The sequence below is a fragment of the Antarctobacter sp. genome, assembly GCF_048262615.1.
Taxonomy (GTDB): domain Bacteria; phylum Pseudomonadota; class Alphaproteobacteria; order Rhodobacterales; family Rhodobacteraceae; genus Antarctobacter.
Window position 1 is genome coordinate 174,400 of record NZ_JBLXFB010000007.1, and the last position, 22,013, is coordinate 196,412.

General features: G+C 65.1%; 24 protein-coding genes and 1 tRNA gene. 14 read left to right on the forward strand and 11 right to left on the reverse strand.

What is annotated here, in order from left to right; genetic code table 11:
• The first annotated feature begins 255 nt into the window (after positions 1-255).
• From pyc to hisH, 7 genes are all read left to right on the forward strand, one after another.
• Complete coding sequence (gene pyc / locus ACN0S5_RS10210) at positions 256-3,699, forward strand: pyruvate carboxylase (RefSeq protein WP_417208076.1); 3,444 nt, start codon at positions 256-258, stop codon at positions 3,697-3,699.
• A gap of 146 nt (positions 3,700-3,845) precedes the next feature.
• The gene (locus tag ACN0S5_RS10215) at positions 3,846-4,451 is read left to right on the forward strand and encodes a YegJ family protein (RefSeq protein WP_417208077.1); all 606 of its coding nucleotides are present in this window, start codon (positions 3,846-3,848) and stop codon (positions 4,449-4,451) included.
• A gap of 4 nt (positions 4,452-4,455) precedes the next feature.
• The gene (locus tag ACN0S5_RS10220) at positions 4,456-4,842 is read left to right on the forward strand and encodes a VOC family protein (RefSeq protein WP_417208078.1); all 387 of its coding nucleotides are present in this window, start codon (positions 4,456-4,458) and stop codon (positions 4,840-4,842) included.
• Positions 4,843-4,943: 101 nt separating this feature from the next.
• A tRNA-Gly gene (locus ACN0S5_RS10225) sits at positions 4,944-5,018 on the forward strand.
• Between the two features lie 91 nt (positions 5,019-5,109).
• The gene (locus tag ACN0S5_RS10230) at positions 5,110-6,162 is read left to right on the forward strand and encodes a hypothetical protein (RefSeq protein ID WP_417208079.1); all 1,053 of its coding nucleotides are present in this window, start codon (positions 5,110-5,112) and stop codon (positions 6,160-6,162) included.
• An 87-nt stretch (positions 6,163-6,249) separates the two neighbouring features.
• The gene (gene hisB, locus ACN0S5_RS10235) at positions 6,250-6,837 is read left to right on the forward strand and encodes an imidazoleglycerol-phosphate dehydratase HisB (RefSeq protein ID WP_417208080.1); all 588 of its coding nucleotides are present in this window, start codon (positions 6,250-6,252) and stop codon (positions 6,835-6,837) included.
• 62 nt (positions 6,838-6,899) lie between these two features.
• On the forward strand, positions 6,900-7,535 hold the full coding sequence (hisH, locus tag ACN0S5_RS10240) for an imidazole glycerol phosphate synthase subunit HisH (RefSeq protein ID WP_417208081.1): 636 nt from the start codon (positions 6,900-6,902) through the stop codon (positions 7,533-7,535).
• Between the two features lie 127 nt (positions 7,536-7,662).
• Here hisH and ACN0S5_RS10245 read toward each other — a convergent pair whose 3' ends face one another.
• On the reverse strand, positions 7,663-8,055 hold the full coding sequence (locus tag ACN0S5_RS10245) for a DUF2147 domain-containing protein (protein WP_417208082.1): 393 nt from the start codon (positions 8,053-8,055) through the stop codon (positions 7,663-7,665).
• A 116-nt stretch (positions 8,056-8,171) separates the two neighbouring features.
• Positions 8,172-8,555, reverse strand: coding sequence for a DUF2147 domain-containing protein (locus ACN0S5_RS10250; protein ID WP_417208083.1), 384 nt, complete (start codon positions 8,553-8,555; stop codon positions 8,172-8,174).
• A gap of 133 nt (positions 8,556-8,688) precedes the next feature.
• On the opposite strand from ACN0S5_RS10250, the gene hisA reads away from it, so the two are divergent.
• Positions 8,689-9,411, forward strand: a complete 723-nt coding sequence (gene hisA / locus ACN0S5_RS10255; RefSeq protein WP_417208084.1) for a 1-(5-phosphoribosyl)-5-[(5-phosphoribosylamino)methylideneamino]imidazole-4-carboxamide isomerase — start codon at positions 8,689-8,691, stop codon at positions 9,409-9,411.
• A 4-nt stretch (positions 9,412-9,415) separates the two neighbouring features.
• Here hisA and ACN0S5_RS10260 read toward each other — a convergent pair whose 3' ends face one another.
• Both ACN0S5_RS10260 and ACN0S5_RS10265 read right to left on the reverse strand, forming a co-directional pair.
• Positions 9,416-9,628 (reverse strand): DUF302 domain-containing protein, encoded by a 213-nt coding sequence (locus tag ACN0S5_RS10260; protein WP_417208137.1) that lies wholly within the window; start codon positions 9,626-9,628, stop codon positions 9,416-9,418.
• Entirely contained in the window at positions 9,629-9,967 is a 339-nt protein-coding gene (locus ACN0S5_RS10265; protein ID WP_417208085.1) for a hypothetical protein, read from the reverse strand.
• A gap of 41 nt (positions 9,968-10,008) precedes the next feature.
• On the opposite strand from ACN0S5_RS10265, the gene hisF reads away from it, so the two are divergent.
• The 5 genes from hisF to ACN0S5_RS10290 all read left to right on the forward strand — a co-directional run bounded on the left by hisF (position 10,009) and on the right by ACN0S5_RS10290 (position 13,100).
• Positions 10,009-10,767 carry an imidazole glycerol phosphate synthase subunit HisF gene (gene hisF, locus ACN0S5_RS10270; RefSeq protein WP_417208086.1) on the forward strand — a complete coding sequence of 253 codons (759 nt, stop codon included), beginning with the start codon at positions 10,009-10,011 and terminating at the stop codon, positions 10,765-10,767.
• 10 nt (positions 10,768-10,777) lie between these two features.
• On the forward strand, positions 10,778-11,185 hold the full coding sequence (locus ACN0S5_RS10275) for a hypothetical protein (RefSeq protein ID WP_417208087.1): 408 nt from the start codon (positions 10,778-10,780) through the stop codon (positions 11,183-11,185).
• A gap of 10 nt (positions 11,186-11,195) precedes the next feature.
• Positions 11,196-11,501: a phosphoribosyl-ATP diphosphatase gene (locus ACN0S5_RS10280; RefSeq protein ID WP_417208088.1), complete on the forward strand. Its 306-nt coding sequence runs from the start codon at positions 11,196-11,198 to the stop codon at positions 11,499-11,501.
• A gap of 11 nt (positions 11,502-11,512) precedes the next feature.
• Positions 11,513-12,046 (forward strand): YcxB family protein, encoded by a 534-nt coding sequence (locus tag ACN0S5_RS10285; RefSeq protein WP_417208089.1) that lies wholly within the window; start codon positions 11,513-11,515, stop codon positions 12,044-12,046.
• Between the two features lie 76 nt (positions 12,047-12,122).
• A complete protein-coding gene (locus ACN0S5_RS10290; protein ID WP_417208090.1) occupies positions 12,123-13,100 on the forward strand; it encodes a zinc-binding metallopeptidase family protein in 978 nt (325 codons plus the stop codon).
• A 71-nt stretch (positions 13,101-13,171) separates the two neighbouring features.
• Here the strand turns inward: ACN0S5_RS10290 and ACN0S5_RS10295 are convergent, their stop codons facing one another.
• The 4 genes from ACN0S5_RS10295 to ACN0S5_RS10310 form a co-directional block, all read right to left on the reverse strand.
• Positions 13,172-13,639, reverse strand: a complete 468-nt coding sequence (locus ACN0S5_RS10295) for a CoA-binding protein (protein WP_417208091.1) — start codon at positions 13,637-13,639, stop codon at positions 13,172-13,174.
• A gap of 185 nt (positions 13,640-13,824) precedes the next feature.
• Positions 13,825-14,874, reverse strand: coding sequence for a DUF2235 domain-containing protein (locus ACN0S5_RS10300; protein ID WP_417208092.1), 1,050 nt, complete (start codon positions 14,872-14,874; stop codon positions 13,825-13,827).
• Positions 14,855-17,152: a xanthine dehydrogenase family protein molybdopterin-binding subunit gene (locus ACN0S5_RS10305; RefSeq protein WP_417208093.1), complete on the reverse strand. Its 2,298-nt coding sequence runs from the start codon at positions 17,150-17,152 to the stop codon at positions 14,855-14,857. Before ACN0S5_RS10305 ends, ACN0S5_RS10300 begins: the two co-directional genes overlap by 20 nt.
• 115 nt (positions 17,153-17,267) lie before the next feature.
• The gene (locus ACN0S5_RS10310; RefSeq protein WP_417208094.1) at positions 17,268-18,392 is read right to left on the reverse strand and encodes a type III PLP-dependent enzyme; all 1,125 of its coding nucleotides are present in this window, start codon (positions 18,390-18,392) and stop codon (positions 17,268-17,270) included.
• Positions 18,393-18,504: 112 nt separating this feature from the next.
• Between ACN0S5_RS10310 and ACN0S5_RS10315 the strand changes: the two genes are divergently transcribed.
• Positions 18,505-18,939, forward strand: coding sequence for an Lrp/AsnC family transcriptional regulator (locus ACN0S5_RS10315; RefSeq protein WP_417208138.1), 435 nt, complete (start codon positions 18,505-18,507; stop codon positions 18,937-18,939).
• A gap of 332 nt (positions 18,940-19,271) precedes the next feature.
• Here the strand turns inward: ACN0S5_RS10315 and ACN0S5_RS10320 are convergent, their stop codons facing one another.
• Genes ACN0S5_RS10320 through ftsY form a run of 3 tightly spaced genes read right to left on the reverse strand, consistent with a single transcriptional unit; the run spans position 19,272 to position 22,000 of the window.
• The gene (locus ACN0S5_RS10320; protein ID WP_417208095.1) at positions 19,272-19,877 is read right to left on the reverse strand and encodes an inner membrane-spanning protein YciB; all 606 of its coding nucleotides are present in this window, start codon (positions 19,875-19,877) and stop codon (positions 19,272-19,274) included.
• 40 nt (positions 19,878-19,917) lie between these two features.
• The gene (locus ACN0S5_RS10325) at positions 19,918-20,820 is read right to left on the reverse strand and encodes an EamA family transporter (RefSeq protein WP_417208096.1); all 903 of its coding nucleotides are present in this window, start codon (positions 20,818-20,820) and stop codon (positions 19,918-19,920) included.
• Positions 20,821-20,848: 28 nt separating this feature from the next.
• On the reverse strand, positions 20,849-22,000 hold the full coding sequence (gene ftsY / locus ACN0S5_RS10330; RefSeq protein WP_417208097.1) for a signal recognition particle-docking protein FtsY: 1,152 nt from the start codon (positions 21,998-22,000) through the stop codon (positions 20,849-20,851).
• Between the last annotated feature and the right edge of the window lie 13 nt (positions 22,001-22,013).

Genomic DNA, 22,013 nt, shown 5'->3' on the forward strand with positions numbered 1-22,013 from the left:
CTCCCCGTGTTTTGGCCCCGAAATGCAAGGCATTCCAGCGCGACAACGCTAAAACCATTTGCTGAAGACAAGCTTTCGAAACCCGGCATTGTTTCAAATTTCAGCTATCCTTCGGGCTGGGCTTCACCGAAGTTTGCAAACGCGACCGCGGCGACCGAATAATTTGCAAACCCCTCTTGCGCTGCGGCGCGGCACAGCCTCAAAGTAACAAAATTGCGCAAACACGCGTCTGTGCCGAAAAGGGACCCCTGACTCATGGCTGATTTCGAAAAGATCCTGATTGCCAACCGGGGCGAGATCGCGATCCGCATCATGCGGGCCGCGAACGAGATGGGAAAGAAGACGGTTGCCGTCTTCGCCGAAGAGGACAAGCTGGGCCTGCACCGCTTCAAGGCGGATGAGGCCTATCGCATCGGCGAGGGGCTGGGTCCGGTTCAGGCCTATCTGTCGATCCCCGAGATCATCCGGGTGGCCAAGGCCTGCGGGGCGGATGCGATCCATCCCGGCTATGGTCTGCTGTCCGAAAACCCCGATTTCGTCGATGCCTGCGCCGCGGCGGGCATCACCTTTATCGGCCCCAAGGCCGAGACCATGCGCGCCCTTGGCGACAAGGCCAGCGCCCGCCGGGTGGCCATCGAGGCCGGTGTGCCGGTGATCCCCGCCACCGAGGTGCTGGGCGACGATTTCGACGCCATCGCCAAAGAGGCCGCAGAGGTCGGCTATCCGCTGATGCTGAAGGCAAGCTGGGGCGGCGGCGGCCGGGGCATGCGCCCGATAGAAAGCGCCAAGGACCTGAAGGACAAGGTGCTGGAGGGCCGCCGCGAGGCCGAAGCCGCCTTTGGCAACGGCGAGGGCTATCTGGAAAAGATGATCACCCGCGCCCGCCACGTCGAGGTGCAGATCCTTGGCGACAGCCACGGCAATATCTATCACCTGTATGAGCGCGACTGTTCGGTCCAGCGCCGCAATCAAAAGGTCGTGGAACGCGCCCCGGCCCCCTACCTGTCAGAGGCGCAGCGCGAGGAAATCTGCGAGCTGGGGCGCAAGATCTGCGCCCATGTGAACTACGAATGCGCGGGCACCGTCGAATTCCTGATGGATATGGACACCGGCAAGTTCTACTTCATCGAGGTCAACCCGCGTGTGCAGGTCGAACACACCGTCACCGAAGAGGTGACCGGCATCGACATCGTGCAGGCGCAGATCCTGATCGCCGAGGGCAAATCGCTGGCCGAGGCCACCGGCAAGGCCTCGCAATACGATGTCCGCCTGACCGGCCACGCGCTTCAGACCCGGATCACCACCGAGGACCCGTCCAACAACTTTATCCCCGACTACGGGCGCATCACGGCGTTCCGGTCGGCCACCGGTATGGGCATCCGTCTGGACGGCGGCACCGCCTATGCGGGCGGCGTCATCACGCGCTATTACGACTCGCTGCTGGTCAAGGTGACGGCCAAGGCACAGACCCCGGAAAAGGCGATCAGCCGGATGGACCGCGCGCTGCGCGAGTTCCGCATCCGGGGTGTGACCACGAACATCGAATTCGTGATCAACCTGCTGAAACACCCGGTGTTCCTGAACAACCAGTACACCACCAAGTTCATCGATACGACGCCTGAGCTGTTCGATTTCAAAAAGCGCCGGGACCGGGGCACCAAGGTGCTGACCTATATCGCCGACATCACGGTGAACGGCCACCCCGAGGTGCAGGGCCGCGCCATGCCGCACCCCGACCTGAAACCGGCCCGCGCGCCGCAGGTGCCGCTGGACACCCCGCCGCCGGGGACCAAGACCTTGCTGGACGCCAAGGGCCCGCAGGCGGTGGCCGACTGGCTGGCGGCGCAAAAGCAGGTGCTGATCACCGACACCGCCATGCGCGATGGCCACCAGTCGCTGCTGGCCACCCGGATGCGCAGCCACGACATGATCAAGGTTGCCCCCGCCTACGCGCACAAGCTGCCGCAACTGTTCTCGGTGGAGTGCTGGGGCGGGGCCACCTTTGATGTGGCCTATCGCTTTTTGCAGGAATGCCCGTGGCAGCGCCTGCGCGATCTGCGCAAGGCGATGCCCAACCTGATGACGCAGATGCTGTTGCGCGGCGCGAACGGGGTGGGCTACACCAACTATCCCGACAACGTGGTGCAGTTCTTTGTCAAACAGGCGGCGGAGACCGGCGTTGACGTGTTCCGCGTGTTCGACAGCCTCAACTGGGTCGAGAACATGCGCGTCGCGATGGATGCGGTGCTGGAAAACAACAAGGTGCTGGAAGGCACGGTTTGCTACACCGGCGATATCCTTGACCCCGACCGCGCCAAATATGACCTGAAATACTACGTCGCCATGGGCAAGGATCTGCGCGATGCGGGGTCGCATGTGCTGGGCCTCAAGGACATGGCCGGGCTGCTGAAACCCAACGCGGCGGCGATGCTGATCAAGACGCTGAAAGAAGAGGTCGGCCTGCCGATCCACTTCCACACGCATGACACGTCCGGCGCGGCCATCGCCACCATCATGGAGGCGGTACGCGCAGGCGTGGATGCGGTCGATGCAGCGATGGACGCGCTGTCGGGCAACACCTCGCAGCCGACGCTGGGGTCGGTGGTCGAAGGATTGCGGTTCACCGAGCGCGACACCGGGCTGGACATCGCCGCGATCCGCGAGATTTCCAACTACTGGGAGGCGGTGCGCGGCCAGTACGCCGCCTTTGAATCGGGCATGCAGGCCCCCGCCTCCGAGGTCTACCTGCACGAGATGCCGGGCGGCCAGTTCACCAACCTCAAGGCGCAGGCACGCAGCCTTGGCCTTGAGGAACGCTGGCACGAGGTGGCGCAGACCTATGCCGACGTGAACCAGATGTTCGGCGATATCGTCAAGGTCACGCCCTCGTCCAAGGTGGTGGGCGACATGGCGCTGATGATGGTCAGTCAGGGCCTGAGCCGCGCCGATGTCGAGGACCCGAAACGGGACGTCAGCTTTCCCGACTCGGTCATCGACATGATGAAAGGCAACCTTGGCCAGCCTCCGGGCGGGTGGCCGAAGAAAATCCAGAAAAAGATCCTCAAGGACGAAAAAGGCTTTACCGAGCGTCCGGGCCTCAAGGCCGCCCCCATCGACATCGATCAGGCGCGCAAGGATCTGGCCGCCAAGTTCGAGGACACGGTTTTTGACGATGAGGATCTGAACGGCTACCTAATGTATCCCAAGGTCTTCACCGATTACGCCGCACGGCACGAGACCTATGGCCCGGTGCGGGTTCTGCCGACGCGCACCTTCTTCTACGGGATGGAACCGGGGGAGGAGATCACCGCCGAGATCGACCCCGGCAAGACGCTGGAAATCCGCCTTCAGGCGGTGGGCGAGACGCAGGAAGACGGCGACGTAAAGGTGTTCTTTGAACTGAACGGCCAACCGCGCACCATCCGCGTGCCGAACCGCGATGCCAAGGCCAAGACCGCCGCCCGGCCCAAGGCGGAACTGGGCAACCCCAACCACATCGGCGCGCCGATGCCGGGGGTTGTGGCCACGGTGGCGGTCTCTGTCGGACAAGAGGTCAAGGAGGGCGATCTGCTGTTGACCATCGAGGCGATGAAGATGGAAACCGGCCTGCACGCCGAACGCAACGGCACCGTGAAGGCGGTGCATGTGACGCCCGGCGCGCAGATCGACGCCAAGGACCTGCTGGTCGAAGTGGAATGACCCGCGCGGACGGCCCCGGCATCGACCGGGGCCGCCCCTGCCCGCCTATGGGCCTCTTTCCTCAAATCTGACAGGGCGTTGCCGGGCGACGCGCGGGCCGATATGCTGCCCGCGCTGCCAGTTCCAGAATCGGGAAGGATTCCCGGATGCTCATTCGCCGTGTCATAGCCGTACTCTGCGCCTTGGGCGCCGTGGCGACACTGGCCGTGAGCGAGCCTTTGACCGAGGAAGAAGAAGCGCTGCTGGCGCGCATTTACGACACCCCCGGCCCGGTCAATATCATCCCGCCGGACGCCCTGCCCCCCGGCCTGCTGCCGACGCTGCATGTGCGCAGCAGCCATCCGGCGATGAACCGCGCCTTTACGCAGGCGCGCGCATCATTGCCCGCCGCGCTGGCCGCCACCGAAAAGCGCCACGGCTGGTTCTCGCCCTCGCTGGCGCTGTATGTCGCGGTCTTTGTGAATGCGCCCGGCCAGCCGATCGAATTTGTCTGGGTCGACACGATCCGCCGCGATGGCAAGGGCTATCGCGGCAAGCTTGCGGGCCAAGCGCGGTTCCTGAAGGACAACCGCCTGCGCGCGCCGGTCCGTTTTCTGAACCCGCAGATTGCCGACTGGGCGGTGCAGGCCGAGGATGGCCGTTACTACGGGTACTTTACCACCCGCGCGCGGCTGCCCGATCTGGATGACCCGCTTGCCAGCGCATTGCGCGCCCTGCTGGTTGGCAATCCTGTGCCCGCGCTCTGGAAGTGACCCGATGCACCTTGCCCTGATTTCGATCCTCGTGCCCTCTTACGAGGACGGGCTGGCCTTTTTCGTCGGTCAACTGGGGTTCGACTTGCTGGAAGACACCGACAGGGGTGGCGGCAAACGCTGGGTGCGGGTGGCCCCGCGCGGCGCGCAGACGCAATTCCTGCTGGCGCGCGCCGTGGGCGACCAGCGCGCCGCTATCGGCCAACAGGGCGGCGGGCGTGTCTGGCTGTTTCTGCACACCGACGATTTCGCCCGCGACCACGCCGCGATGCGCGCCGCAGGCGTGCCCTTTGCCGAGGCCCCGCGCCATGAGCCCTATGGCACCGTCGCCGTCTTTACCGACCCGTTCGGCAACCGCTGGGACCTGATCGAACCCGCCAGGGCGGGCTGACGCGCACGCCCTGTCCTGTTGCATCTAATCCGCTCACAAGGCGCATTTTCCTCTTGCCCCCCCCGACGACAGAGGCTAAATCCCCGCTCACCATTTGGCACGCGGGCGTAGCTCAGGGGTAGAGCATAACCTTGCCAAGGTTAGGGTCGGGCGTTCGAATCGCCTCGCCCGCTCCATCTGTCTCTCTCTCTCCGATTTACAGGATATCCGGTTTACAGGGCGCATGTCGCTGGTTAGCGTCAGCGTGCTTTTCTCCGGAGTCGCCTTATGAAAACCCTTGTCCGCGCTATCCTTTTCACGCTGGTTGCCGCAACCGCGCATGCCGAACCGATGAGCTTTGCCTTGCGCGGCAATGGCGGCAATTGCAACGGCTGTGAATGGATCGCCGCCACAGGTGAGATTACGGCGGACACACCTCAAACGCTCAGAGAGTACATCGGCGACAGGGATCGGCTTTTTGCCGAAGTGATGTTCGACTCACCCGGTGGAAACCTTGGGGCCGCGATTGAGGTCGGGCGCATCCTGCGCGAAGCCCAAGCCCGCACATCCGTCGGGCGTAGTGCTCCGATGGAAGGTCTGCCGCAGTGGCACGAACGGCGTGACGGTGGCCGCTGCGCCTCCGCATGCGTTTTCGCGCTGCTCGGCGGCAGCACCCGTTGGGCCGAAGGCGGCGAACTGGGCGTCCACCAGTTCTATACCCCCAACGGTTCCAATATTCCCACGGCGGCCACGCAGCAGATCATGGGGCAGATCGTCCTCTACCTGATCGAAATGGGGATCAGCCCCGAATTACTGACCCTCGCCAGCAAGATCCCCGGTGACCGGATGCACTACCTGACCGAAGCGGAACTGGACCGGCTGGGCATCGCCACGTCCAGCAGCTTGTCCCCCCTGCGGCTGGAAGTCGGCGATGGCGGGCTTGTGGCCCGCTGGGACGCGTTGGACGATGACGGCAGCCTGTCCCGCGCTCAAAGCCTACGCTGTTCACGCGCGCAGGGCGGCTGGCTGCTCTCGGTTCTGCACACCGGGATCGGCGCGAACAATGGCGTTCCTGACCGCGCAAGAGGCGCGCCGGATATGCACATCGCTTTGGGCGACCGCATTGTTCCCCTCTCGTTTGCGCAGGTTGTTGCGCTTGGACCGGCAGGGCCGGATTATACGATTTCGGTGCACCTACCGGTTGATCTGCACCGGCACGCTGGCCAGAATCTGCGCTTTGTCACCAATGAGATGCGAAATTTCTTCATGGTTCTGTCCGCCACCGGCACGGTGCCCGACGCCGCCACGCTCGACGTCCTGACCCGCGCCTGCGGGGACTAAGCGCCACGGCATCCGCAAATCGCGCCGCCGCCCCTTTGCCTGCCCCGCGCCCGCCCCTATAAGGCGCGGACCACAGGGGAACACACCATGCGCACCGCCAAGATCACCCGCACAACCGCCGAGACCGACATCAGCGTCGAATTGAACCTCGACGGCGCCGGCCTCTACGACAACCAGACCGGCGTCGGCTTTTTCGATCACATGCTGGACCAGTTGTCGCGCCACGCGCTGATCGACATGACGGTGCGCGCGACGGGCGACCTGCACATCGACGACCACCACACGGTCGAGGACGTGGGCATCACGCTGGGCCAGGCGCTGACGCAGGCGATGGGCGACAAGCGCGGCATCGTGCGTTACGGGTCGTGCCTCTTGCCGATGGACGATGCGCTGGTACGTGCGGCGCTGGACCTGTCGGCGCGCCCCTTCCTGATCTGGAACGTCGACCTGCCCACCCAGAAGATCGGCACATTCGACTCCGAACTGGTGCGCGAGTTCTTTCAGGCGCTCAGCACCCATGGCGGCATCACCCTGCATGTGGACCAGATCCACGGCGTCAACAGCCACCACATCGCCGAGGCCGCCTTCAAGGCCGTGGCACGCGCCCTGCGCGACGCGCTGGAAACCGACCCGCGCAAGGCGGATGCGGTGCCCTCGACCAAAGGCGCGCTCTAGGACGCCTTGACCCGCCCTGCCCATTGCGCGACCAGACGCGCGCCATACCACGGGAGCCCGCGATGCTGACGGCAATCATCGACTACGAAAGCGGCAATCTGCATTCCGCCGAAAAGGCGTTTCAGAAAATGGCGCTTGAGACAGGTGCCGGAGAGGTGCGCGTCACCGACGACCCCGATGTCGTCGCCTCTGCCGACCGTCTTGTGCTGCCCGGTGACGGTGCCTTTCCGGCCTGCGCCGGCGCCTTGCGCGCCTCGGGCTGCTTTCAGGCCATGGTCGAGGCGGTCCAGACCCGCGGCCGCCCGTTCCTTGGCATCTGCGTCGGCATGCAGCTTATGGCGCGCAAAGGGCATGAATACACCGAAACGCCCGGCCTGGGCTGGATCGACGGCGAGGTCGAACGGATTGCCCCCGCCGACACCTCTTTGAAAGTGCCGCATATGGGCTGGAACGATCTGGTGATCGACCGCCCCCACCCGGTGCTGGACGGCATCGACACCGGGGAGCACGCCTATTTTGTGCATTCCTACCAGATGCGCATGAGCGCGCCGGACCAGCGCGTGGCCCATGTCGGCTATGGCGGCGATGTCACCGCCATTGTCGCCCATGACACCATGATCGGGTTTCAGTTCCACCCGGAGAAAAGCGCCGCCGCCGGGCTGCGGATGATCGCCAATTTCCTGACCTGGCGACCCTGACGCGCCAGCCCGGACTCCGCGCACCGGGTTCCGGTTTCTTCTCTGTCAAAATACCCCAAAATCTTGCGAGGCCGCAGGCCGAGCGCGGCATGCCAAACCCTTTTGGCATGCCGCGTTTCTAATTCGCTCAGTTCACACGGGTCCAGGTCTGGCCGTCGCAGACCAACCCCTTGCAGCCGGTCACGCGCAGCGTGTTGCCCGACAGCTTGGCCTTGGCGTTCGCCTTGACGTTCAGCAACGGGACAAAGACCGTGCCGCCGTCATAGGTCCCGGCGCTGGCGGGTTTGAGATCCCAGAACAACTGCTTGCCCACGTTGGCGGTTTTCACTTCCTTGCCCTGCGCGTCAAAGGCCTTGAGCACGGTTCCGCAGAGCGATGCGCCGCATTGGGCGATCTGGACATGACTTGTCAGGTTCTTGCGGTCCGGTTCCGTCCGCCAGAGGCCAACCGCAGGATCGGCAAAAGCCGGGGCCGCCAAACTGACAAACACCAGAGGTGCGAGCAGGCGAAAACGAGTCATGGCGTGCGTTCCTTTGCACTGGAGTGAGACTCGTTCGGATATGGCCCCGCCGGGGCCGATTACCAGTGGTTGCAAGCCCGCCCAGATAAATAATCCCGGGCGGGCCGAAGGGGCGTTTACTGCACCCGGCTCCATGTCTGGGCCGAACAGATCAGCCCGCCCGCCACGCAGCCGCGCAGCTTGAGGCTGTTGCCGTTCAGGGTCATCTTGCCGATGTAGATCTTGTTGTTCGACGGACGCCAGACATTGCCCGCGTATTTGCCGCCGCCGCTGGGGGCCATGTCGATCACCAGCTTCTTGCCCTTGTTTGCCGAATTGTACTCCCCCTGCGCATTGAAGGTGCGCGAGATCACGCCGCACAGCTTGGCGCCGCAGGGGGCCATGGTGACATAGGCATAGGCGCCATCGTCGGTTTCGGTCTTCCACACGCCTTCGATCGGGTCGGCGGCGGCGGCCCCCGCGATCAGGCCCAGCACCGCTGCAATCCGTAAAATCTTCATCCCTGTTTCCTCCCAATGGACAGCTTTGACTGTGACGGCTCTGTGACGCGCCGATCAAGCATGACGCAAGGTCGGCTTGCGTCTGTCGTGGCGTCATAATAAGGCGCGGGAAATGACTGTAAGGGCCAAAGACATGATCCTCTATCCCGCGATTGACCTGAAAGACGGCAAGGCCGTGCGCCTGCTGCGCGGCGACATGGACAAGGCCACCGTGTTCAACGACGATCCCGCCGCGCAGGCGCTGGAGTTTGTCGCCAAGGGCTGTGAGTGGCTGCATCTGGTGGATCTGAACGGCGCGTTCGCCGGTGCCCCGGTGAATGCCGCCGCCGTTGAGGCCATTCTGGAACAGTGCAAGACGCCCACCCAACTGGGCGGCGGCATCCGCGACATGGCCACCATCGAAATGTGGCTGGGCAAGGGGCTGGCCCGCGTGATCCTTGGCACCGTGGCGGTCGAACGCCCCGAACTGGTGCGCGAGGCGGCCCGCGCCTTTCCCGGTCAGGTGGCCGTGGGCATCGACGCCAAGGATGGCCGCGTCGCGACCAAGGGCTGGGCCGAGGTGACTCAGGTCGATGCCGTCGAACTGGCGCGCAGCTATGAGGACGCGGGCGTGGCCGCGATCATCTACACCGACATCAACCGCGACGGCGCGATGATGGGCCCGAATGTCGAATCGACGGCGGCGCTGGCCAATGCCGTGACCATCCCGGTCATCGCCTCGGGCGGGGTGTCCTCCATCGCCGACCTCAAGGCGCTGCGCAATTGCGGCGCGCCGCTGAACGGGGCCATTTCCGGCCGGGCGCTTTACGACGGCGCGATTGACCTCGCAGAGGCGCTGGACGCGCTCAAGGGCTGAGCGGCTACATCCCTGCGGCGGCCCCGGTCAGCTTTTTCAACGCGCCCTGCATCATCGCGATATAGGGCGCATCCTCTGCGATCCCGTCCAGCGCGCTCAGCTCTGCCGGATCGGCATAGGCCAGCCATGTCTGGCCCTCCGCATCGCTGTAAACCAGCACGCGCAGCGGCAGCAGCAGACCTGCCTCAATGTCATCCTGCATCGCCGGTGTGCCCAGCTAGGGGTTGCCAAAGATCAGCAATTGCGCCGGGGACAGGTTCATGTCGACGCTCATCGCGCCGCCCGTGTGATCGACCCGCGCAAAGACCGTGGCCCCTGCCCCTTCGACTGCGGCCTGTAGAGCATCCATGACCTGCGGCACCGGCGCGTCGGCCTTTACCTTCACCGTCTCGCCCATGACCATGGCCGGAAGTCCGGCCAGTACAACCGCCGTCGCTGTCATCATCTTGCGCATCGCTGTCGCTCCTCTGAGTGGATCGTCGGTGCCAGCCTCGGGCATCGCGGCACCTTTGCCCATGAACAACCCGGTGATCCGCGCGTGAGTTCCAATCCACACCGCCCCTTCCCAACCCGGCTGTTTCGCGCTACGCCGCTGCCATGCTGAAGACCCGTATCATCCCCTGCCTCGATGTCGCTGATGGCCGTGTGGTCAAGGGCGTCAACTTTGTCGATCTGCGCGACGCCGGTGACCCGGTGGACGCCGCCCGCGCCTATGACGCCGCCGGCGCGGATGAGATCTGTTTTCTCGACATCCACGCCACCCATGAAAACCGTGGCACCATGTTCGACGTGGTGACGCGCACCGCCGAGCAGTGTTTCATCCCGCTGACCGTGGGCGGTGGCGTGCGCACGGTGGCCGATGTCCGCGCCTTGCTGCTGGCGGGGGCCGACAAGGTGTCGTTCAACTCTGCCGCCGTCGCCAACCCGGATGTGGTGGCAGAGGCCGCCGACCAGTTTGGCAGCCAGTGCATTGTCTGCGCCATTGACGCCAAGACTGTCGCGCCGGGCCGGTGGGAGATCTTTACCCACGGCGGGCGCAAACCCACCGGCATCGACGCGGTGGAATTCGCCAAGATGATCGCCGCCAAGGGTGCGGGGGAAATCCTGCTGACCTCGATGGACCGCGACGGCACCAAGGCGGGCTTCAACCTGCCGCTGACCCGCGCCATTGCCGACGCGGTGGATATTCCGGTGATCGCAAGCGGCGGGGTCGGCACGCTGGATCACCTTGTCGAAGGCGTGACCGAAGGCCATGCCAGCGCCGTGCTGGCCGCCTCGATCTTTCACTTTGGCACCTTTACCGTGGGTGAGGCCAAGGCCCATATGGCCGCCGCCGGTATCCCGGTGCGGATATGAGCGCGCGCAGATGATCAGCGACGGCTCTGATGTCACCCTGCGCGAGGGCGAGACCGAAGAGACCGCCTGCAAGTGCTGCGGCGCGCCCACGACGGTTGTCACCGGCTATCTGGAGGTCGGCGACCTGTCCGCCGGGTGGTACACGGTCGGCGTGACGTTGGGCAAACCCGATCACCTGCCGCTGGTGCGGCTCTATATCGGTGACTGGACTGACGGCGCCGGACCGGATGAACGCTGGGCACTGCGTGTCGGTATCTCGCGCGATGGCCCCACCCTGCTGGACTGGCCCGAAAAGGACGCCGCAGAGGTGCGACCGGTGTTCACGCCCCTCAACCGCGCGCAGGTGCTGGGTACGCCGATGGAGGGCCAGCTCTGGTCGCTTCTCAACACCATCCTGACCTGCGACAGCCGCCTCTGAAGGACCCGCCATGACCCTTGACGACCTCGAACAGACCATCGCCGCCCGCGCCGCCGCCTCTCCCGATGACAGCTGGACCGCAAAGTTGCTGGCCAAGGGGCCGGAGAAATGCGCCGAGAAGTTCGGCGAAGAGGCGGTCGAAGCGATCATCGAAGCGGTCCGGAACGACCGCGAGAAGCTGACCTCGGAGGCGGCGGATGTGTTGTTTCACCTGCTGGTCATGCTGAAATCCCGCGATGTGGCGCTGGCCGATGTCATGGCCGAACTGGCCCGCCGCCAAGGCACTTCGGGCCTCGCCGAAAAGGCATCCCGCTAAAGGAGGCACTTATGGCTGATCTGAGTTTCACCGGCACGGTTTCCGGGCTGAACCACGCCCGCATCTGCGGACGCCTGCGCAAACGGCATCAGCCGTGGCTGATGCGCTGGGGCGTTCTGGCCTGCCTTGGCGTCTATATCGTCTTGATGTTCCTGCTGGTCCTCGTCGCCAATCTGACCGCCCTGCGCCTGCCAGACTGGTCGTCATACCTGCCGTTGCTGGTTCTGTTTGCCGCGCTGGTCTGGCTGTCCCTTTGGCGTCGCCGCCATGTCTGGGACTCGGTCCGCGATGCGCCGATCCGCAGCGCGCCGCAACAGTTCGACCTGACACCCGAAGGCCTGCATATTCGCAGCGACCTGATCGACAGCCTGATCCGCTGGCCTGCCGTCCTTGACGTGATCGAAGACCCCGAAGGGCTTTTGCTGTTGACCGGCCAGATGGAATACATCGTCATCCCGACACAGGCCTTTGCGGACCCGGATGCGCTGCACGAGGCGAAATCCGCCTGTGAGGGCTGGATCAAGGCGACCCGCACCCCCACTTGATCACAAAGCGCGGGATGCGCGGCAACCGCAGCGCGTGGTCGCGCGTTGCCCGTCAAACCGCCCTGAAAGGTCCCCGATGCAAATCTTCAAATGCCCGGCCTGCGCCACGCCGCTCTACTTCGAAAACGACCGCTGCGCCTGCGGCCAACAGGTCGCGTTTGACCCCGAGGCGCAGACCATGGTTGTCGCAACGGACCGTTGCGCAAACCACCGGTCCATCGGCTGTAACTGGCTCCCCGAAGACGACCCCGAGGCCGAGGGGCTGTGCCGCTCCTGTGTGATGACAGAGGTCGTGCCCGACCTGCGCGAGACCGACAACCTGCCACTCTGGGCCCGCACCGAAGAGGCGAAACGCTGGATGCTGGCCAATCTTGCGCGCTGGGGCTGGTTCACCGATGCGGACCCCGGCGACCGCCCGGTGTTCCGCATGTTGTCCGAAGAGACGGCGCATGGCGATGCCGAGGTGACCATGGGCCATGCCTTTGGCGTCATCACCATCAACGTGACCGAGGCCGACGAGGCGCTGCGCGCCGAACGTCAGGACCAGTTGGGTGAGATGTACCGCACCATGCTGGGCCACATGCGTCACGAATGCGCGCATTTCCTGTTCGAACGGCTGTCAAAGGACAAGGGCTTTCTCCACGGGTTTCGGCAGTTGATTGGCGACGAACGTGCCGATTATGCCGAGGCGCTGGAACGCCACTATGCAAACCCGCGCGATCCCGGCGACACCCATGTCACGCCCTACGCCACCGCCCACCCGCATGAGGACTGGGCCGAGACCGTCGCCCACCTGCTGCATCTGGTGGACATCGCCGACAGCGCCGCCGCCGCAGGCCTTGCGCTGCCCGGCGGGCCGGTGGCCGGATATGACGCCTATGCGGAGGCCAACACCGATGCCGTGCTGAACCATGCAATCCAGCTGTCGATGGCGGTGACCCATGTGAACCGGGCGCTGGAACTGCCGGATCTCTATCCCTTTGTGCTGACGCCGCCGGTGCGCAAGAAGATGGGCTTTACCCACAGCCAGTTGCGCAGCCCGGCCAGCCAATAGCGCGGGCCATGGGACGGCGGGCGGGGCGTCTTTCGCGCGGCACGCGCGGAACAGCGTCCGTCCGGCGTGGCCTATAGTTTTGACGAAATGATCCCGGTGTTGAAGCCGCCCATGCGCAACTCGCCGAACAGGCGCTGGTATTCGATCTTGGGGCAGCGGTCCATGACCACCTCCACGCCGCGCGCTTCGGCCATGGCGGCGGCCTCTTCGTTCACGACGCCGATCTGCATCCAGACCGTCCTGAGCGCGGGAAAGACCTCCAGCGCCTCTGCGACGATGGGCGGCACATGGTCGGGGCGGCGAAAGATGTCGACCATGTCGACCTCTTTCGGACACTCGGCAAGCGTGGCCCGCACCTCTTGCCCGAACAGCACTTTACCGGCATGGCCCGGATTTACCGGAATGACCGTGAAGCCCTTCAGCGACAGGTAGCGGGCGACATAGTAACTGGGCCGCACCGGGTTCATCGACACACCAACAACCGCGACCACCTTGGTGCGGTTGAGAATCTCTTTCAGCTTGTCGTCGGAATACTGCATGATCCAGCCATAACGCGCCCGGCGCGAAAGAAAAAGCGCCCGGGGCAGAACCCGGGCGCAAGTCACGGAACGAGGGACAGTGAAGGTCTCACAGGGGTTCCGTCCCTGCGGCCTGTTAGAGAGATAGGCGAGAATGCCACAGTTCCAAGCCCTGTAAAGAAACTGTGAACATTTTTCTTGACGCCCTACTCCGCGACCTGCGGCGCGGCGGCGGCAAGGCTGCGCACCAGCGTCGGGTGCAGGCTCTCGGACGGATCGCGGCCAACGGTGCGCCCCCCGCGCAACACAAAAATCTTGCCCAGACCCATCCATGTCCCGACCGAGGGCGCCTCTGCGTCACAGGGGAACCGCGCCCGCCAGCCCGCCGGCAGATCGACGCCGCAACCCTCCAGCTTTTCCAGCATCCAGACCAGCGGGATGTTGGCCAGGGGCCGCGCCGCCTCGAAATCGCCAAGCTGGCCGCCGATATCGCCGTGGGTGCCGCGAAACCAGACCTGTTCGACCTTGCCCGCCCAATCCGGCGGGCAGTCCCACAGCACCGGCGCAAAGGCGGCGCGGGTCTCATCATAGGCCAGCGCGTGATAGCCGTGCCGGATCGAGGCGCCCAGCGCATGACTGTGGAACATGTGCCCCGGCTCTGTCAGCCGCCAGAGCAGCGGCAGCCGCAGGCCCAGCGCCTTGACCGAATCCCACACCCCGATCATCTCGATCGGCGCACTGTCGTGGCAGGTCTGCGCCGCAAAGGCCGCCGCCGCCTCGCCCTTTGGCGCGTATTGATACAGGCGATAAATCTGCCGGATGTTGCGCTCTGTCGCGCTTTCGGCGCGCAACAGCCCCACCATGTCGATGATCCCGGCAAGCGACCGCGCCGCAAATGCGCCGCGCGAATAGCCCATCAGAAAGATCCGGTCGCCCGGCCGATACCGCGAGGCAAGATAGCCATAGGCCCGCCGGATCTGGCGGTTGATACCACGCCCCAGCGCCACGTCCGGGGTGGTGGCCCAGTCCGTCCACTGCACGCCTGCCTCATAGAACAGCGAGGCATGGCCCTTTTCCTTGAGAAGCAGGTAGGTCAGCCCGGCATTGGTCTCGGAGCCGGGCTTGAGCGAGGACATGGTGCCGTCAAGGATGATGACATGATCGACCGGCCCGCGCCGCCGCGCATAGGCCGAGTGGTCCGCCGCAGGTCGGCGGCGGAACCAGCCGAACACAGTATCACTCAGCCGCGATCGCATCGCCTTCCAGCATGGCCCAAACGCGCTGCGGCGTGAAGGGCATGTCCACTTGTCTGACGCCGTGATGCCACAGCGCGTCCTGCACCGCATTCGACACCGCCGCCAATGCGCCCACGGTCCCGGCCTCGCCACAGCCTTTCATGCCCATGGGGTTGGCGGTCGATGGCACCGGCTCAAATTCGAATCCGATCATCGGAACACTGTCGGCCCGCGGCATCGCATAGTCCATGAACGAGGCCGTGAGCAGCTGCCCGTCCGCGTCATAGACCACCCGTTCCGTCAGCGCCTGACCGATGCCCTGCACCACGCCGCCATGCACCTGACCCTCTGCCAGCATCGGGTTGATCAGATTGCCAAAATCATCGACCACGTTGAAGCGGTCACAGACCACCTCACCGGTCTCCGGGTCGATCTCGACCTCGGCGACATGACAGCCATTGGGGTAGGACCGGCCCGGCAGGGTTGCCGTCTCTTGCCATGTCAGCAGGTCGTCGCGGCCTGCGTCACGCGCCATCTTTGCCACTTCCAGCATGGTCGGCGTCACGTTCGACCCCTCCGCGCGGAAGGTTTCATCGTCAAACCGCACGTCAGCAGCCTCCACCCCCAGTTCACCAGCGAGGAAGTCAGAGAACCCTTCGACAATCGAGGCCACCGCCTGCAATGTCACGTTGGTCTGCACGGTGACAGAGCGCGACCCGCCGGTGCCGCCGCCGCTGGCGATCAGGTCACTGTCGCCCTGCACCACCTCGATCAAATCCGCCGGGATGCCGGTCTGGTCCGACAGGAACTGGCGGAACACGGTTTCATGCCCCTGCCCGTTCGACTGGGTGCCGACATAGATCTTTGCGCCGCCGTCCTCGGTGAATTCCACCTTCACGTCCTCATTCGGAGCGCCAAGGATAGACTCGATGTAATAACAGGTTCCCAGTCCGCGCAGCTTTCCCGCCGCCTCGGACGCGGCCTTGCGCGCCGCAAAACCCGCAAGATCCGCGGAACGTTCGGCATGGCCCATGACGCGGACAAAATCGCCCACGTCATAGTTTTCGCCGGTGACCGTCTTGTAGGGGAATTGCGCGGGTTTGATAAAGTTGATCCGGCGCAGTTCCAGCGGGTCCAGACCCAGTTCACGCGCGGCACGGTCCATGACCCGCTCCAGCACATAGATCGCCTCGGGACGGCCCGCGCCGCGATAGGCATCCACCTGCACGGTGTTGGTATAGAACCCTTCGCAGCGGTAATAGGCGGTCTGGATATCGTAGGTGCCGGTCAGCACGCGGGCAAAAAGGTTCGACTGGATCATCTGCCCGAACATGCCGTTATACGCGCCCAGATTGGACCGGGTGTGCAGACGGTAGCCGGTGATCCGGTTGTTCTCGTCAAAGGCCAGTTCGGCCAGCGTCACCAGATCGCGCCCGCCGTTGTCCGACAGCATCGCCTCTGTCCGGTCCGACATCCAGCGCACCGGGCGTCCGGTTTCCCGCGCCGCAAAGGGCAGCACGAAGTATTCGGGATAGGGAAAGCCCTTCATCCCGAAACCGCCACCGACGTCGGGGTTGGTGATGCGGATTTGTTCCGGCTCCATGTGGTAGGTGCGGGCCAGTTCGCCCTTCATGCCCCAGACGCCCTGCCCGCCAAAGGCCAGATGCACGCGCCCGTCCTGCCATTCCGCATAGGCGCCGCGCGGCTCCATCGAGTTCACGATGATGCGGTTGTCACCAACCTCCAGCGACACGGTTTTGGCCGCCGCCGCAAAGGCCGCGTTGGTGGCCTCCTCATCGCCGATCCCGAAATCAAAGGCGCGGTTGTCGGGAGCTTCGGGGTGAACGGTGTTGTCGCCCGCCGCCGTGGCCATCGCCACCGGCAGTTCGTCATAGTCGAATTCGATTAACTCAGCCGCGTCGCGCGCCTGCTCCAGGGTCTCGGCCACAACCACGGCCACCGGCTCACCCACGTAACGCACGCGGTCTTCGGCCAGCACCGGGCGCTTGGGGTTGGCCCCCTGCGTCCCGTCGCGGTTGCCGATCAGCGCCGACGCCATGCCAATGTCGATCCCGGCGGCCAGCATGTCGGCGGAGGTCACGACCAGATGCACCCCCTCTGCGGCGCGCGCCTCGCTCACGTCCAGCGTGGTGATCTCCGCATGGGCCACGGGCGAACGGAACACATAGGCGCGCAGCGACCCGTCCGGCGCAATATCATCCACATAGCGTCCATGCCCGGTCAGAAAACGAACGTCTTCGACCCGCGTCACTGGTTGGCTCTTGCCGAACTTGTCCATGGGACTCTTCCTCGCGCTGTTTGGCTTTGAGCCGGACATTAGAGGTCATGGCGCAGGTGTCCAGAGGCGCGGACCCCTCAAAGGCAAACCAAAGGCGGCTTTACCCCCGCGCGCGTCACTGTCTGGCCAAAGTCACGATCCGTTGCGCCCCGTATCCATTGAACCGCGTAGCCAGCGCAAAGGAATAGGCCCCGCAGCCCTGAAACAGCAGATAATCCCCTTCTTCCAGCCCAACGGGCAGCCGCAAACCGTCGGGCAGCCGGTCAAGGCTGTCGCAGGTCGGCCCGAACACGGTCATGCGACGGCTTTCGCCCGATCGCGGACCACCATCGGCGTCCAGAACGCTCACCCGGGTCGACGGCGCGATGTCGCGCCACTCCGCCAAGCCGCCATACATGCCGTCGTTCAGAAAGATCGCGTCCCCGTCCCGCGCCTTGACCCGCAACGCCAGATCAAAACACCCGGCCACCATGGCCCGTCCGGGTTCGCAGACCAACGCCGGGCGGGCCTTGCCAAAGGCCCCGGCCACCGCACGGTCGATGGCGGCAAACAGCGCCGGCAGATCCGGGGCGGGCTCCTCGCGGTGGGCCGGAAACCCCCCGCCGACGTTCAGCCGATACAGCCGGACACCCGCGCCCTCGGCAATCCCGGCCGCCGCCCGGATATAGGTTTCCCAGGCCTTCGCCTCCCGGCACTGGGTTCCGGGATGAAAGGTGAGCGATGGCGCGCCGCCCTTGGCCACAACCGCACGCAGCAACGCGGCGGTCTCTTCTGGTCCCGCGCCGAATTTCGAGCCGAAATCATAGGCCGCCCCCGCAACGGGCAGCTTCAGCCGCACCGCGACCTCGGTGCCCTCCAGCGGCCCCAGCTTGTCCAGTTCCGACTGCCGGTCAACCGACCACGAGGTGATGCCCAAGCCCCGCGCCACCGCAATCTCGGCCCGCGACCGCACCGGATTGTGGTAATGCAGCCGGGCGTCCGGGGCCGCGCGGCGCACCTGCGCCATCTCGTCGGGTGAGGCCACGTCAAAAGCCGCCATCCCCGCCGCCGCCAACCCGTCCAGCACCGCCGCTTCGGGATTGGCCTTGACCGCATAGGTCACCTCACCGGGGAAATGCGCCATGAACAGCGCCGCCGTGGCGCGCAGCCGCGCCGGATCGAAAAAGAAAACCGGGTCGTCGGGACGCATCCGCGCCAACCATAGCGCGGGATCGCGCTGAAATGCCTGTTGCAGCACCATTGCCTGTGCCTCCTGTTCGCCTGCCGCGTCAGCCTGCGGCTTGCGACGGGTGAATTCACCTGTCAAAACTCACAAACCATATGGACATTTCAGACGGATCGACGAAATGAATGTGCAGATAGACGAAACCGACCGTGCCCTTATCGCTGCTCTGGCGGAGAACGCCCGCCTGCCGGTGGCCGATCTCGCCCGACGCCTCGGGTTGGCACGCACCACGGTGCAGGCACGGCTCGACCGGCTGGAGGCGCGCGGCGTCATCGCTGGCTACACCCTGAAACGCGGCCCCGGCCTGCACCCGGCCCTGCGCGCCACGGTGCTGATCTCGGTGGAACCGCGCGCCACCGCCGCGGTGCTGTCGCGACTCAAATCGCTGACGGCGGTGGAAACGGTCCATACCACCTCGGGCCGGTTCGACATGATCGCCACCCTCAGCGCCGCCACCACCGAAGCGCTCGACAAAACACTGGACACCATCGGCGAGGCCAAAGGCGTCAGGGCCTCGGAAAGCCTGATTCACCTCAGCACGCGGATCGACCGGGGCGCATGACAGCCTCCCCGGCCGCCCAAGCCTGTTCGCCGGAGCCATCTCTCGCTTGATGCCGAAAAGAGACGCCCGGTGGCGGGGGACAAGGGGGCGCAGCCCCGCCGCAGGCGGCTTGCCCTTGTCGCCCGCCGCCGGGTGGCTCAGGCAGCAAGAAAGCGAGCGATGGCTTCGGGGAACAGGCGGGTCTGTTCGCGGGTGAATCGCAAAGCGGAAAACGCGCCGTCAGGCGCGATTCCACAGGGTCGGCGGGCGGGCGATGTTGCGGCCCCTTGGGGCCGCGACGAGTCCCGTCCGGCGGCCCGCCCTGTCTACCTCACGCACGCAACAGAACGACCTCAGTCGCCCTCCGGCTCCTCGGTCCCATAGGCCTTGAACAGCCCGCCCTGGAACATGAAGAACACAAACACCGCCAGCGGAAGACCGGGAAACTTGAACAGAACCCAAGTGTCCGTGCTCAGGGTGCGCCAGATCACTTCGTTCAGAACCGCCAGCGCCAGAAACAGCGCCGTCACCCGGCGGGTCAGGATCATCCAGCCCTCATGTTTGAGCGGGATCAACCCTTCCATCACCAGTTGCAGCCAGCTTTCGCCGCGCATCAGCCCCACCGCCAAGGCCCCGCCGAACAGCACATAGATCAACGTCGGCTTCATCTTGAAGAATCGGGCGTCATTCAGCCAGACGCTCAACCCGCCAAAAACCACGATCAGCACCGCCGTGACCATTTGCATCCGGCTCAGATGCCCGGTCAGCCACCAAAGCGCGCCCATGCCTATCAGAAAAACCGGGATGAACCCGGCGGTGACCACGATGAACCCCTCGTACTCGGTGCCGCCAATGACAAAGATCCGGTCCTTGAGCCAAAAGTAGGCGACCAGAAAGCCGATCAGCGGGCCGAATTCCAGCGCCGCCTTCACCATCGGGTTGACCTGCCGTTTTTCCATGCCGCGCGTCTCCATCCTGTTTCAGCGCCCCTTAGGGCCTTCAGCCGCCAAGTTCAACGATCACCGCCCCCGCCGCGATCAGGGTCATCAGCGCAATCCGCCGTGGCCCCACCGTCTCCCGCAGCACCAGCCAGCCGATGACGGCGGCAAACACCGTCGAGGTTTCGCGAAGCACCGCCGCCTCGCCAACCTTGTCCAGCCGGGTCGCCATCATCACCGACCCAAAGCTGCCATAGGCCACCAGCGCCCCGGCCAGCCCCCGCGTCAGCAGCGGCTTCAGCGGCACACCGGCCAGCCGGTGCCGCATCGGCGTCACCAGCATCATCAGCGGAAAATCCAGAGAGGCGAGGAAAAAGAACCACGCCAGAAAGGTGAACGGGTTCGCCGTGGCCCGGATGCCGTAGGCGTCATAGGTGGTGTAAAGCGCCACAAACAGCCCCGTCGCAAGGGCATAACCCAGCGCCGGGACCAGCGTCTCCCGCGCGGTCTGCAAAAAGATCAGGTTGTAGACCGCCAGTCCGAAGATCCCGGCCAGCAACACCCCCAGCCCCATCCACTGCACCGTGGAAAAGGTCTCGCCAAAGATCAGCCATGCGCCGATGACGGCAAACAGCGGTCCGGTGCCGCGCACCACCGGGTAGACCACCGTATACGCGCCGCGCATATAGGCCATGGCCTGTAGAAACTTGTAGCCAAAGTGGATCGCGACCATCCCGACAAACAGCGGCCACATGTGCGGCTCTGGCCATGGCACCAGAAAGATCATCGGAAAGGTCAGCACCACCAGCCAGCCGTCGATCGCCATGCGCGAGGCCCATGGATCGTGCCGCCCCTTCTGCAACGCGCCAAAGACCGCGTGCAGAAATGCCGCCAGCAGAGCCAGCCACAGCGCCGCGACATGCCCGGCCTCGGTCCCTTCGAGCGAGAGCAGCCACGCGCTCATGCGGGGCGCTCACACCGACGGGACGGATTCATTCCACCTCCAGCCCGGTCAGGGCGGCGGCGAATTCCTCGGGATCGAAGGGGGCAAGATCGTCGATCTGCTCTCCCACGCCGATGGCGTGGATCGGCAGACCGAACTTGTCCGCCAGCGCCACCAGCACACCGCCACGCGCCGTGCCGTCCAGCTTGGTCATCACCAGCCCGGTGACATCGGCCAGCTTGCGGAAGGTCTCGACCTGACTGAGCGCGTTCTGCCCGGTGGTGGCGTCCAGCACCAGCAGCGTGTTGTGCGGCGCATCCGGGTCTTTCTTGCGGATCACGCGGACAATCTTGGCCAGCTCTTCCATCAGGTCGGCGCGGTTCTGCAACCGTCCGGCGGTGTCGATCAACAGCAGGTCCGCGCCTTCGGCCTGCGCCTTTGTCATTGCATCAAACGCAAGGCTGGCCGGGTCGCTGCCCTCGGGGGCGGTCAGGACCGGCACACCGGCGCGGTCGCCCCAGACCTGCAACTGTTCCACCGCGGCGGCGCGAAAGGTGTCGCCCGCGGCGATCACCACCTGCTTGCCCGCCGCCTTGAACTGGCTGGCCAGCTTGCCGATGGTCGTGGTCTTGCCAGAGCCGTTCACGCCGACAACCAGCACCACCTGCGGTTTTTTCGGGTACAGAGGCAACGGGCGCGCAACCGGGTCCATCACGCGGGCAATCTCTGACGCCAGCGCCTGCTTGATCTCATCCACCGACAGCCGTTTGCCAAACCGCCCCTCCGCGATGTTGGCGGTCACCCGCAGCGCGGTGTCCACCCCCATGTCAGAGGCGATCAGCAGTTCCTCAAGCTGTTCCAGCATGTCGTCGTCAAGCACCCGGCGCACCACCGGCGCGCTGTCCGCCGAGCGCCCCATGAGCCGGCCAAGCAGACCGCCCTGCCGTTTGGCGGTGTCCGGCTTTGGCGGCGCGGCGGGGGCCACGGTCACAGGCTCGGGCACCGGGCGCGCAGGCTCGGGCGCGCCTTGCGGTGCGGGTGCGGTGGACGGTGTCGGCGGGGTCTCGGGATGCGGGGGCGTGGGGGCCGGGGTCGCGGCGGGGGCGTCCTCTCCCCCGTCCTGAACAATGGCGTCCAGTCCTTCGTCCAGCTTGGACGAGGATTTTAACAACCGGTTCTTGAGCTTGCCGAAAAAAGACATGGGGGTCGCCTGA